Annotated in this window: 10 protein-coding genes and 1 pseudogene; 6 read left to right on the forward strand and 5 right to left on the reverse strand. The window is 39.2% G+C overall.

The window, feature by feature from the left end:
- Positions 1-126 precede the first annotated feature (126 nt).
- Positions 127-1,059, reverse strand: a complete 933-nt coding sequence (gene lpxL / locus WAX86_RS08445; RefSeq protein ID WP_341488628.1) for an LpxL/LpxP family Kdo(2)-lipid IV(A) lauroyl/palmitoleoyl acyltransferase — start codon at positions 1,057-1,059, stop codon at positions 127-129.
- A gap of 250 nt (positions 1,060-1,309) precedes the next feature.
- Here lpxL and WAX86_RS08450 point away from each other — a divergent pair, with 250 nt between their 5' ends.
- Positions 1,310-2,389: a site-2 protease family protein gene (locus WAX86_RS08450; RefSeq protein WP_341488629.1), complete on the forward strand. Its 1,080-nt coding sequence runs from the start codon at positions 1,310-1,312 to the stop codon at positions 2,387-2,389.
- Positions 2,390-2,492: 103 nt separating this feature from the next.
- Here WAX86_RS08450 and WAX86_RS08455 read toward each other — a convergent pair whose 3' ends face one another.
- Entirely contained in the window at positions 2,493-2,849 is a 357-nt protein-coding gene (locus WAX86_RS08455; RefSeq protein ID WP_341488630.1) for a YajD family HNH nuclease, read from the reverse strand.
- A 435-nt stretch (positions 2,850-3,284) separates the two neighbouring features.
- Between WAX86_RS08455 and WAX86_RS08460 the strand changes: the two genes are divergently transcribed.
- The 4 genes and pseudogenes from WAX86_RS08460 to WAX86_RS08475 all read left to right on the forward strand — a co-directional run bounded on the left by WAX86_RS08460 (position 3,285) and on the right by WAX86_RS08475 (position 9,392).
- Complete coding sequence (locus tag WAX86_RS08460) at positions 3,285-3,953, forward strand: DUF2760 domain-containing protein (RefSeq protein ID WP_036764953.1); 669 nt, start codon at positions 3,285-3,287, stop codon at positions 3,951-3,953.
- Positions 3,954-3,979: 26 nt separating this feature from the next.
- A pseudogene (locus WAX86_RS08465) lies at positions 3,980-5,788 on the forward strand (Hsp70 family protein); the annotation flags it as partial.
- Between the two features lie 143 nt (positions 5,789-5,931).
- A complete protein-coding gene (locus tag WAX86_RS08470) occupies positions 5,932-8,793 on the forward strand; it encodes an Hsp70 family protein (protein ID WP_341488631.1) in 2,862 nt (953 codons plus the stop codon).
- Positions 8,794-9,188: 395 nt separating this feature from the next.
- Entirely contained in the window at positions 9,189-9,392 is a 204-nt protein-coding gene (locus tag WAX86_RS08475; protein WP_005298950.1) for a hypothetical protein, read from the forward strand.
- Between the two features lie 59 nt (positions 9,393-9,451).
- Here the strand turns inward: WAX86_RS08475 and WAX86_RS08480 are convergent, their stop codons facing one another.
- The 3 genes from WAX86_RS08480 to WAX86_RS08490 all read right to left on the reverse strand — a co-directional run bounded on the left by WAX86_RS08480 (position 9,452) and on the right by WAX86_RS08490 (position 11,865).
- On the reverse strand, positions 9,452-10,291 hold the full coding sequence (locus WAX86_RS08480; protein WP_341488632.1) for an ABC transporter: 840 nt from the start codon (positions 10,289-10,291) through the stop codon (positions 9,452-9,454).
- Positions 10,292-10,294: 3 nt separating this feature from the next.
- The gene (locus WAX86_RS08485; RefSeq protein ID WP_065170423.1) at positions 10,295-11,155 is read right to left on the reverse strand and encodes an ABC transporter ATP-binding protein; all 861 of its coding nucleotides are present in this window, start codon (positions 11,153-11,155) and stop codon (positions 10,295-10,297) included.
- A 398-nt stretch (positions 11,156-11,553) separates the two neighbouring features.
- A complete protein-coding gene (locus WAX86_RS08490) occupies positions 11,554-11,865 on the reverse strand; it encodes a hypothetical protein (RefSeq protein WP_065170422.1) in 312 nt (103 codons plus the stop codon).
- 525 nt (positions 11,866-12,390) lie between these two features.
- Here WAX86_RS08490 and WAX86_RS08495 point away from each other — a divergent pair.
- Positions 12,391-13,368 carry a ribonuclease gene (locus WAX86_RS08495; protein ID WP_341488633.1) on the forward strand — a complete coding sequence of 326 codons (978 nt, stop codon included), beginning with the start codon at positions 12,391-12,393 and terminating at the stop codon, positions 13,366-13,368.
- The last annotated feature ends 143 nt before the right edge of the window (positions 13,369-13,511 follow it).

The following is a 13,511-nucleotide window of genomic DNA, read 5'->3' on the forward strand; positions in this document are numbered from 1 at the left end:
TTATACAGCAACCATTAAGAATTATACCAAATGGCCGTAAGAGGCTAGAGGTGGAGAGAATATAGGGGAAGAAGGTCCAAGCAAGCCATACTTTCTTGCTTGGACTTCAATTTATAGATACAAGAATTATAGATACAAAGAAGCTTCGTTTTCTGGACGTGTTTTAAATCGACGGTGCAACCACATATACTGGCTCGGTTCAGTCAATATTGATTGCTCAACAATTTTATTAACAAACTTTGCTCCTTCGACAGGGTTTTCTTTTGGAAATTGATCGATAAGAGGCTTGTGAATCGTTAATTTATATTGACCAGATTGATTTAATCGAACAATAGTAAAAGGAACAATCGCACAATCACTGTTATCAACTAACAAACTGGTTCCTGTTGTAGTACACGCATTCTCCACCGCAAACAGTGGCGCGAATGCTGAGCGTTTCATACCATAATCATGATCGGGCGCATACCAAACCCGAGCTCCACTGTTAAGTGAATCCAACATACAGCGAACATTTTTACGATCAATCAAACTTCGGTTAGAACGCGCTCGACCTTTATACTGAAAGTAATCAAAGCACGGATTATTATTTGGTCGATAAACCCCCATTCCAGACATCTGAATACCAAATGCGCGAGCACCTAACTCTAGATTCATCGAGTGAACAGCCAGCATAAGAGCCCCTTTCCCATCTCGCTCTAATTGCTCTAAATATTCCAATCCTTCGATATCGACATGGCGCTCAACTCTTAGATCGGGCCAGAACCAAGCCATTCCTGTTTCAAACAAAGCAAGTCCCGAGTTATCAATATTTTGTTTGATCAACTCTTCGCGTTCATTGGTATCCATATCAGGAAAACACAATTCTAAATTTCGACGAATCGTTTGGCGACGTTTAGGCATCAGTTTAATGGCAAAACGCCCTATCCACCGTCCCAAATGATATTGCATAAAATACGGAAGCCAGCTGAGACTGTACATCACAGCGACTAAGCACAATGTTCTCCAGTAACGAGGATGAAGAAGAGATAAAGAAAAAGATGGAGCGTTGTATTTTGTCATAACGCTAAAAGCCTATTATTTTTTTAATATTATCGTTGCGTAACACTTCGATAAAGTAGAGCGGCATTGTAGTGATAATAAGATGAAGATAGAAGCGACAATGATTAAAACATGGAAATATCACCCAAATTCATGAATAATTTCTTGAACATCTAAAAATACGATGGACTTTTAGACTTAATAGACACAGCCAAACGATAAAAACGCAACTAAATTGTAATACAATTAACAGTAAAATCAGGAAATTACATTGGAATTATTGAATATTCGTTTTTTAGGCAAAGATTTACGCTTGGAAGGCTCAATGGCTGGATGGCAACAACTATTTTGGGACAACACTTTAGTCTCTCAGATTGCCGCTTCTGCTGATAATACCCCACTTCACCACCAATTCGAACTTAGTAATGGTGAAGATACGATTCTGTGTGAATTAGCAATATCACTCTCATGGCAACCTTTTGCCCTTCACTATAATGCCACTGCTAACCAAGAAGTCATTGCCCAAGGACAGCGGACTGAAAAAGATATCGAGCAACAAGCCCCTGTTGAGGCCCCTAAAGCTGAGCGTAAATTTAGCCTAATCGGTTTAGTTTCTTTAGGTATGAAAGCGCTAAAAAGTGCCAAACTGATCAAAGTGATTCTCGCATCAGTTAGCTTAGCCGCCTACTCTTGGCTGTTTTCTCTCAAGTTTGCACTTGCCCTCATCGCTTGTCTTGTATTCCATGAATATGGTCATGTTCGAGCCATGAAGTACTTTGGAATGAAAACCAAAGGCATCTATTTGATTCCATTTTTAGGTGGACTGGCTCTAAGTGATGAGAAAATCAACACTCGCTGGCAAGATGTGGTGATATCTATTATGGGCCCTGTTTTTGGTCTAATAATGTCGATACTCTGTACCGCTTTATATTGGCTTACAGGAGAGATGTTCTTTGCAGGACTGGCTGTTTTTAATGCCCTTCTCAATCTCTTTAATTTACTGCCAATACTGCCTCTTGATGGTGGTCATATACTCAAAAGCATCAGCTTTTCAATGAACAGTAAAGTGGGTATCACTCTCTGTACTATTGCAGCCATCGCCGGGGTAATTATTAGTTATCAGCTTGGCCTAACCCTTTTGGGTTTCTTGCTTATTATGGGTTGTCTAGAGATTGGTTTTGAGTGGAAATACCGACACCATAGCCATCTTTTGCCATTAAATCGCTACGGTCAAATTTTTTCCGCCGTTTGGTATGTTGGCTTAGTCAGCGCATTGGTTAGCATTATTTGGTATTTTGCGGGTACTGGTGACGCACTATTAGGCCTACCACTACAGGTTCTTGGCACCTAATCATGACAGAGCAAATCCCACCTGCTTTTTTTAGGTTAGATAAGAGATAAATAAAAGCCTCAAGCTGGATAAATATCAGCTTGAGGCTTAAGTTTGTATAAAATTATTTTTTATTCTTTGCCATCATGGCTTTTAGATCAGCAAAAGGATTGAATGTCGCCACCTGGTGATCATCTTCCCCAGCTTTGATAACACTGCCCATACCATTATCAGCTTCTGTATATTTTTCATGCTCATGGTCATGACAGAATAGACACAGCAACTCCCAGTTACTGCCATCTTCAGGGTTATTGGTGTGGTCATGATCAACATGGTGAACCGTTAACTCTCGTAGATTCGAGTATACGAACTCACGGGAACAACGACCACAAACCCAAGGGTATATTTTCAGAGCTTTTTCACGGTATCCAGCTTCAAGGCGTTTATATTTAGCGCTAGAGCCTGTTACATCAGAAGACATTACCTTCATCCTAAATGTTCACAATAAAAACTTTGTGTATTGAACACCGCAACCTTTGTAAATTCAAGTGGCGAACCCCATCAATGTAATAGATTTATACCTAAGTCACTTTAGATTACCGTCAACTTGGCTGTATTTGCGAGATTTGATTGAGAGTTAAAATCGTCATACAAAATTATTGTCGATAAAACACTCACAAAGCCGTCATTGTACTAGGCTAACTTGTCATATCTATCATGGCATTTACCATAAAACTGGCGTATTTTTGCGTATAAAATAAACTAACATAACGATTCTCTTGGTTTTTGAGATAAAAATTCGATCTGGTTTAGGTGTATTACTGCATGATTATGTTAGTATTCTCCCCAAATTGTTCATAGTGAATCGACCTTTCACTGTTAAGAGTAAACGAATATGGCTTTTGATTTTTCTAAGATGACTGTTGATTTATCGGCAATACCAACCACATTTGATATGGTGCATGTTGGTCTTGGCGCTCTAGTGTTAATCCTTTTGGTTATGTACATTGCTAAAAAAGGCAAACCAGTAGAAGTTGAAAAAATTGTCGAGAAAGAAGTCGAAGTAGAGAAAATCGTTGAGGTTGAAAAACCGGTTGAGAAGATTATCGAAAAGATTGTTGAAAAACCGGTTGAGAAAATCGTTGAAGTCGAAAAAGTAGTAGAGAAGATTGTTGAAGTTGAAGTGGAACCAAAACTGAAAACTTCTACACCAGATTCAGCTCTACAACTGCTGTCTTTATTACAACAAGAAGCACGCTTTATTGATTTCATGCAAGAAGATCTAAAAGGCTTCAGTGATGCAGATATCGGTGCAGCAGCTCGTGTTGTACATGAGGGTGGACATAAAGTAATTAATGAATACTTTACTTTCGCTCCTGTTCGTTCTGAAGATGAAGAAACTCGCATTACATTGCCTCAAGGTTTCAACGCTTCAGAAGTACGCCTAACAGGTAATGTAGTAGGCGAAGCTCCATTTAATGGTACATTGATCCACCGCGGCTGGAAGGTAACTGAAGTTAAGCTTCCTAAACTTGCAGAAGGCCATGATGCTCATATCGTTGCAGCCGCTGAGGTAGAATTATAATGCAAGAAACACAAGAACATCGTTACAGTATTGGTATCGATTTAGGTACAACACACTGTGTCCTTTCTTACGTTGATTTAAACGACGAAGATGCCGCTGTAACTGTCATGCCAATTCCACAGCTAACCAACCCTGGTAATGTGGAAGAACGCAGCCAATTGCCATCATTTATGTATCAAGCACATGAGTCTGAATTGGCTCCTGGTGATACAGCTCTGCCTTGGAATGCTCAACCTAAGGCTATTGTGGGCGCAATGGCTCGTACATTAGGTAGCAAAACACCTATTCGTTTGATTTCGAGCGCTAAAAGTTGGCTTTGCCATGGTGGCGTAAACCGTCGTGATGCATTTTTGCCACTTAATAGCCCTGATGAAGTAGCGAAAGTTTCTCCTGTAGAAGCAACACAGAACTATTTAGAGCACCTTGCAGATGCTTGGAATAATGCTCATCCAGAAACACCTATTTTTGATCAGGACGTAACAATTACTGTTCCTGCATCTTTTGACCCAGCCGCTCGCGATCTAACTGCAGAAGCTGCTCGTAATGTTGGTTTTAAACATTTAACACTACTTGAAGAGCCTCAAGCTGCTGTTTACAGCTGGATCAAAAATAACGATGAAACCTGGCGCGACCAAGTGAGCGTTGGTGATATCGTATTAGTTGTGGATATCGGTGGTGGTACTACTGACCTTTCTTTAGTTGCAGTAACTGAAGATGACGGCAACTTAACCCTAAACCGTGTAGCTGTAGGCGATCACATCCTATTGGGTGGTGATAACATGGATTTAGCGCTGGCTTATCGTTTAAAGATGAAGCTAGCTCAAGAAGGTAAGCAACTTCAACCATGGCAGGTTCAGGCAATTACTCACGCTTGTCGCGATGCCAAAGAAGACCTTCTTAATGACAGTGAATTGAAATCCGTTCCAATCGTTGTTCCAAGCCGTGGCTCTAAACTTCTTGGTGGTACGCTACAAACTGAATTGACTCAAGAAGAAGTACAGCAAACTTTGGTTGAAGGTTTCTTCCCACAAACTGCGGTTGAAGAGATGCCAGTGCAAACAGCTCGTGGCGCTTTAACTCAAATGGGTCTGCCTTATGCGCAAGATGCCGCTGTTTCTCGTCATGTTGCTAGCTTCTTAAGTCGCCAAAGCCAAGCTGTTGAAGAGTTATTTGAGAAATACGAACAAGTACATGATGGCTTTATTCGTCCAACAGCGATTCTATTTAACGGTGGTGTTCTAAAATCATCACTACTTGCTGATCGTCTAATGTCAATCATTAACAGTTGGCTAACGACAGCAGGTTCTGAAGAAGCAAAACGTCTACAAGGTCTTGATCTGGATCTTGCCGTAGCTAGTGGTGCGTCTTACTACGGCTCTGTTCGTCGTGGTAAAGGTGTTCGTATTCGTGGTGGTATCGCAAGCAGCTACTATGTTGGTATCGAAAGCGCAATGCCTGCAATCCCAGGTATGGAGCCACCATTAGAAGCACTATGTGTTGCTCCTTTCGGTATGGAAGAAGGCTCTGAAGTTAATGTACCAAGCCAAGAGTTTGGTCTGATCATCGGTCAACCTGTTCACTTCAAGTTCTTTGGTTCTACTGTTCGTCGTGAAGATACAGCAGGTACACATCTTGATTGGTGGGAACCAGAAGAGATGGAAGAATTGCCAGAAATTCAGGTGACACTTCCTGTTACTGAAGGTCGCAGCGCAGGTGAAGTGGTTCCAGTTAAATTGGCATCACGAGTTACCGAATTAGGAACACTTTGCCTTGAGGCTATCTCAACAGAGAATGGTCAAAAATGGCAAGTTGAATTCGACGTTCGCGAAAGCTAATTAAGACTTACGGCGCATCATACGGTGCGCCGTTTTATTATCCTTTTTATACCCATACGGTGTTTGTATAAGCATATAGGTATATACCCTCTCCTACCATTAAACTGCTTCTTTTTCACCGTATCAGTACTACTGGAGTCACAATGTCTTCTTCCCCTCGCTATTTAGTCGGTATCGACTTAGGGACAACTCATACAGTGGTCGCGTATTCACCGGTTACGGATGATTTACAAACCAGTCCTACTAAAATTTTTGAAATTGACCAATTAATTGCTCCTGGCGAAGTCGCTCGTAAAGCCTTACTACCCTCATTTCGTTATCACCCAGCAAAAGGTGAAATGAATGAAAATGAACTGGTGCTGCCATGGAATCAACAACCAGTCTCTGGTGATATTCAATCAGTTATTATTGGTGAATTTGCACGAGAATTAGGCGCAAAGGTTGAAGGTCGACAAGTCGTTAGTGCTAAAAGTTGGTTATCTCATCCCAATGTTGACCGTAATGATGCAATTTTGCCTTGGTCATCAACCGCATCTAAATCCGATGTAGAAAAAGTCTCTCCTGTTATTGCCAGTGCCAGCTATTTAAACCATGTACGTCAAGCTTGGGATTATCATCATAAAGATGCACCACTAGCAGAGCAAGAAGTGGTCATTACGGTGCCTGCTTCGTTTGATGAATCTGCTCGCACTTTAACATTAGAGGCTGCAAAACTCGCAGGTCTGCCTAAAGTTTTACTACTTGAAGAACCACAAGCAGTTTGTTACGACTGGTATGCGCAAAATCGAGAACACGCCGATACATTACTTAAAGATTTACCCCTTCTTATGGTATGCGATGTAGGTGGTGGTACGACTGACTTAAGCTTGATCAAAGTGGGTTATAAAGACCAACAACTTACCCTAGATCGAATTGGAGTTGGTGATCATCTGATGCTTGGCGGTGATAACATCGACTTAGCACTAGCTCATGTCGCAGAGCAGCGTCTTCACGGTGAGAGTAAAAAACTGAGCCCAGCAGCACTATCTAAGCTTATCCAGCAAACGCGCCGAGTAAAAGAGCAATTACTTTCAGGCCAAGCCCCTGACTCAGCGAAAGTCACCCTACTTGGTAGCGGTTCTCGTCTGATTGGTGGCGCAAAGAGTATAGAACTAACTCGACAAGAAGTGCACGATATCGCTTTAGATGGATTTTTCCCTCTCACAAGCTACGATGATCAACCTAATCAGCGTCAAGCGGCGGTCGTTGAGTTTGGCCTGCCTTATGCTGCAGATCCTGCGATCAGCAAACATCTAGCGCAATTTATCGAGCTGCACTCTACTGTGTGTCGAAATGCTTTTGCTGAATACAACGAGCATGCAGAAACCCCAATTAACATTGCTGAAAATAAGCCAGCTATTCCAATGGCGGTACTGCTCAATGGTGGTGTATTTAATAGCCCGCTATTATCTGAACGCACGTTAACGCTATTTTCCAATTGGCGTGAAGATGCTATTACTGAATTAAAAAATCCCCATCCAGATCTAGCGGTTGCTCTTGGCGCAGTTGCTTATGCAAAAGCGCGTCATGGTGCTCAACTAAAAATCGGTGGTGGTTCAGCTCGCGCCTTCTTCTTAGTTATCGGTCAAAATAATGAGCATAAGCAAGGAATTTGTTTGTTACCCAAAGGGATTGAAGAAGGTACTGAAGTCGCGTTAAAACATCGTAAATTTGCGCTAACACTGGGCGAACCCGTTCGTTTTAATTTGGTTTCAACTACGGATGATAATACGGCTCAAGCTGGCGAGTTAATTGAACTTATTGGCGATAGTTTTATTACGTTACCGCCATTTATTGCCACTTTAGATAGCGATACCGACCGTTCAGAGCTTGCAGCTAATCAAAAGGATCGAGAAGAAGTCACCCTTGCCTGTCAGCTTACCGAGGTTGGCACCTTACAAATAGAGTGTGTCAGCATTAGCGATAGTAATAAACGATGGAAAGTTGAATTTGCGATTCGTAAGGATCTTGCACGATTAGATCGTCAAGATAGTCAGAGTACCTTAGCCGAAAGTGAACTACCGCCTCGTATGACAGATGCTGTCGATGCCATCAAAAAAGTCTACGGTGGCAGTAAAAATAGTGACAACAATGCGGTTAAAACACTACGTAACGATCTTGAGAAGATGTTAGGTAATCGCGACTCATGGGAAACACCGTGTTTACGTGAATTAGCTTCTGCTCTATTAGAAAGTCGTAAACGCCGTCGTCGCTCTGATTTACATGAACGTACTTGGCTTAAATTGGCTGGCTTTACTATGCGACCAGGCTTTGGCTACCCTGCTGATGACTTCAAAATGGAGCAAATCTGGAATATGTACCAACAAGGTATTCAGTTTGCTGATAACCCACAAACCTGGTGCGACTGGTGGACATTCTGGCGTCGAGTAGCTGGTGGTTTAAGCCAAGAGCAACAGTTGGTTATCTATCATGACATTGCGAAATACATCAATCCAGTAGCAACGCGCGATAGTAAGTTGGCGAAAGAACTACAAGAGCGCAGTTACGAAGAAATGGTGCGCTTAGCGGCTTCTCTTGAGCATTTGCCATTCCAAAATAAGTTACAGTTGATTGAGTGGCTATTTGGCCGTTTGCAAAAGCCTCAACATGCCCAAGCTCACTGGTGGGCTATTGGTCGAATTGCGACAAGAACACCATTCTATGGCCATATTCATAATTTATTATCGGCTGAACATATTGCCTACTGTTTACCAGAACTGATGGAGTTTGACTGGCGTAAAGAGAGTTATATTGGCTTTGCCGCAGTTATGATGACTCGTATGACAGGTGATCGAACTTTAGATGTTAATGATGAATTAAGACAACAGGTGATCGATAAGCTAAAAGCAAGTCGAGCACCAGAGAGCTGGATTCAGATGGTATCGGAAATTAAAGAACTTACCGAAGCAGAAACAAAACGTGTATTTGGTGATGCATTGCCAAGCGGATTAAGACTGATTGGTTAAGCGCTATTAATTAAAAAGATAAAATACCCAAATGACTTATTGTTATTTGGGTATTTTTATAATTATTCCTATAAAAATATAGTTATTTTATAATTAAAAACTTAATTTCTGATTATCAATATTAAAAAAGAAACCTATTTCATATAAATTTACAAATATTATTAATTCGGATTCTTTTTAAGCAATTTTTTACATGATTCTTACAATCAAAAGGAATCTATTCACCTTTCGTTAAGGTTAAGCTTGTTATTGTTTATTTCACAGCAATAGTTTACTTGATCTGTTGATTAAGTCTGAAGTAAATCATTGAGCTGTATCGGTTTAACGAATTCACTGCATTACGCGTGGTGATGCCCACAGAATCTGAACAGCCCCAAGCATTAGTGAGTATAGTCATGAACCATAGCCAATTCGAAGTGATTGCTAAACGAATTTTTAAATCAGAAAACCAACGTGTTGCCGTAGCTGCTGTTATATTTGATGGCCTTTCTAGCTATGAAGCGGAAAAACGATTTGAACTACCAAAAGGTACGTTATCTCGTAATGTTCGTAAATATAAGAATGAAGTTGCTTATATTGAATCGGTTGTTACAGCATAAAAAAGAGAGCATTTGCTCTCTTTTTTATAAATATTAAATAACTGAACGCTATTTATTGTTCAGTTATTTAATTCCGTAGACATTAACTTTACAGCATAACAAAATAAGCCAACTGTAATTATTAATACAGAGCCAAGTTCAATCGAACTAAAAATTGCTAATTCTTGCCAAGGATTTGTATCAAATAAAGCGGATACAGAAATATTATTCCAGTCACTCACAAATTGGCTAAAACCACTTAGCACATTTATTGTATACCCCAAAACTTTCACCATCACCGTTACGGCAAAAAGTATAATAAGGGGATGATTGGTTAGTTGAGAAAGCACTAATAATACGCAAGCAATAGGCAATAACCCAATGCTGACTACAATCATACGATTGATATAGCTCATGATATGCATGAACATCTCATGAAGATTTATCGAACTTGATTGTAATAAAGCATCGGAAAGCAATAGCTTAGCAACGATCATAAAACAAAAATCAGCAAAAACTAAAAGAACGACACTAATTGCAGGAATAACGATCAATCCAACCACAAGTTTTGCGCCTAATGTCTTCACATTTGAAACAGGCATCGAGCGCCAAAAATTCCAACTGCCCTCTTGCTTCTCCTTCAATAAGGTCTTTGGCATATAAGCAAAAAAACAAATTACAGCAACTAAACCACAAATTAGAGTGTTAATACTACCAATAACACCACCAAATCCCATCGATAGTTGAATGTTATCAAATTGCTCCCAGCCATTAATCTTAAAATTGAAAGAAACATCGTTACTATTGTATAAAATCAAAATAAAATTAAGCACTAGAAATAATGCTAAAAAGAGAGGTATTCGAAAAATAACCTTGTGCTCGATGAGCTCTTTACTCAACAGCGTAAAAAATTGTTTCATCGTTTAATCACCCTGTTGAATAGCTAGAAATATTTCAGACAAACTTGGCTTTGCCACATGCCCTAACGAACTCAATTCTGCGATATCACGATCTTTAAACAAAAAAGACCACTGACCTAATACTTTCTTACTATAAATTGGGTTAAGCATCAGCGCTTTATCTTTTGTATCTTCGCTAGTTGATAGAGCATTAAAACGGAGCTCTAAATCTTCTCTAGATTCAGATAACACAACTTTTCCCTGTTTTAATATAACAATGTCCGTCAATAGATGTTCAATCTCATCAATTTCATGACTTGCTATAATAAGACTTCTATTTCCTTTCTTGTACCAATCTAAAACATCAGTATAAAAGCGTTCACGATAAATAAGATCAAGTCCTAAAGTAGGCTCATCCAAAATTAGCACCTTAGCATCAATAGCCATAACCAAAGCAAGATGCAATTGAAGCTTCATACCTTTAGATAATCGTCCGATTTTAGCTTTTAACTCAATATCTGTATCTTTAAGGTACTGCATAGCTTGCACCTTATCAAAATGACTGTTCATACCAGATACATACTTGACTAATTGCTTTACCGTCATCCACATAGGAAGGCTATTACTATCAGATAAATAGGAAAGATTCGACATCACGCCAATATGATCACGAACAGGATCCAAGCCAAAAACTTTGATCGCCTCATGACTTGCTCTCAAACCTAATATGCATTCAATTAATGTCGACTTACCCGCGCCATTATGCCCTAAAAGACCTAGGACGCGCCCAGGGGATAATGTTAAAGACACGTTTGACAAAGCGCATTGTGAACCATAAGTTTTATTTAACTGATTAATTTCAATAAAAGGATGCGATAAATCCATCACACAAAACCTTGCACTTTTTTAAATGAAGAACGAGGTTATCACAGGTTATCTTTCTCGTAATACTTGAAAGTGTATTTTTATGATAAAAAGTACCAGACAAACAGTAGAAATAGATAAGATAGTTACATTAAGTATAGGCAGGGCTAGAGAATCGATAAACGACTGTGATTTGTGTTTATTTAATGAATAACCAACTGAAAACGGGTTTATACTCAAGTCACTTAACAACAGATAATAAAATCGAGTAAAATCAGTATGATTGAACTAAACATATTACTTCGTATTTATATCTAATAGATAACAAAAAATTACCTATATAAATAAATTAATATAAGTCATTCAATATCTATCGATATATTATTTAAGATAACTTGAGTATGTCAGACAAGTGCTGATTATTCTTCTTCAGCAGAGATTGTCTGGATTAAATCTTCAGGATGTACACCATCTTTTTCCATTAAAGCCAGAATCTCAATCATTCGAGCTTGACGAGCTTCTTCTTTAAACTCATGAAGAACAGAGATAAGATTGTTAATCTTCTGAAGTGGCATACGCTTAATCACGGCCTTTTGACGACCAGGAACTTCATCAGCAAAATCAATTAAAATTTGGCGGTAATCAGTACGAGCTTCTTTTACTTCACCTGTCGCACTAACATTTTTTAACATTGCACTCAGCGCTTTCTCCGCTGCAGCGAAATTGTCCATGAAATACCTCTGGAATCATAAACGCTCTCTAACCAAAGAAGGTTAAAGATATTCGTTCTTATAATCAGCATACAATTATGCTGTGATTATATCTAAATAAAGAATAAGTATTTAGGTGTCTCGTGAATGGAGACTATGCTCAATCCTATAGAAAGTTACCAAAGGCAAGCTTGCTATTACTGATAGTATAATCACAAATCAAGGTTTTGTGCAGTTATATTCTATAGGAATCGTAAATATACTCTGTGTTTTCACTGTTGTGAACAAAAATCTACGTAAAATTGTAACTAATGTGTAGGTTACATCATCATATTCTCTATAAAGATCACAATTATTGTTTTTATCCAATACCTATGGGGAGGTAAAAGAGCTAATGTTTGAGATAATCATTTGAATATATGTGGTCTTTTGACAATTTTTTTACGGTTCGGATAACTCTTAATCTTATGGATAAGATATAATCAATCTATTATCACTAACCTGTCATTACCTATGATTACTAATAAAAAAATAACTAGATTTTCTTTGCTCAGCTCTCTTTTGCTTACCCCCCTTTTAAGCCATGCATCAATTCCAACTCATGGTGATTTTACCGCAAAGCAAACCTGTGACGCTTTTCAATCATTTAGAAAGCAAAGCAATCCACAAAACGTTCAATTATCGGTTGGACAACGCTATGAAATAACAGCGATTAACAAAGAGGCTTTCGACTGGGTACAAATTAAAGTACCAGGCTCATCACCTCTCACTCGTTGGGTTAAAAGTAGCTGTGGCGAAAGCAATTTCCTAGGCCAAAGCAAACCGACAACAAAACCATCTACTCCCAATAATAACAAAGGAAGTGGAAGTTGTAGTACAGCAGGCAACTTTGATTCTTATGTATTAGCACTAACCTGGCAGCCAGGATTTTGTGAACACTTCTCTTATAAAGGGAAAAAGCCTGAATGTGATGCAATTAATAGTGGCAAATTGGCAAGTACCAACTTGACCCTTCATGGATTGTGGCCAAATAAAAAAAGTTGCGGTACAAACTATGGCTACTGTGATGATAGCAATAAGTTAGATCTATCACGTTCGACGATCAATAAAATAGCCCCGTGGATGCCAAACTTTTACTATCAGACCAAATTTGGTGAATATGAATGGCGTAAGCACGGCACTTGCCAAACTCAAAGTGCAGATCAGTATTTTATGACGGCAGTAGACCTTGTTAAGCAGGTGGATGCCTCAGAAATCGGCCAATATATCAAAGAGAACATTGGTCGCAACATCAAAGCAGATCAGTTTAAACAAATTCTGGTCGATAAAATGGGTAAAGAGGCGGTCAATCGTATTCGTCTATCGTGTACTAAAGGCAAGTACCTTAACGAGGTCCGTATTAATCTACCAGAACCTCTAGATATGACGGCATCTCTTGTATCTCAGATGGAAAAAGCGCCACGTACCAAATCATTTTACGGAAACTGTAAAAAAATCATTCATATTGAAGCCGCAGGTAAATAAACGGTTATTCTAATATGATGGAGATCAGAGCATCGACTCTGATCTCCTCGCTTAAAACTATAACCTAAGTCTAAGTTTTGTCTTTTTTCACTCTTTTTACTATCCATTCTCAATAAAATATGTAATACCATGCATAGTAATAT

The organism is Photobacterium damselae subsp. damselae (assembly GCF_038086725.1).
GTDB lineage: Bacteria > Pseudomonadota > Gammaproteobacteria > Enterobacterales > Vibrionaceae > Photobacterium > Photobacterium damselae.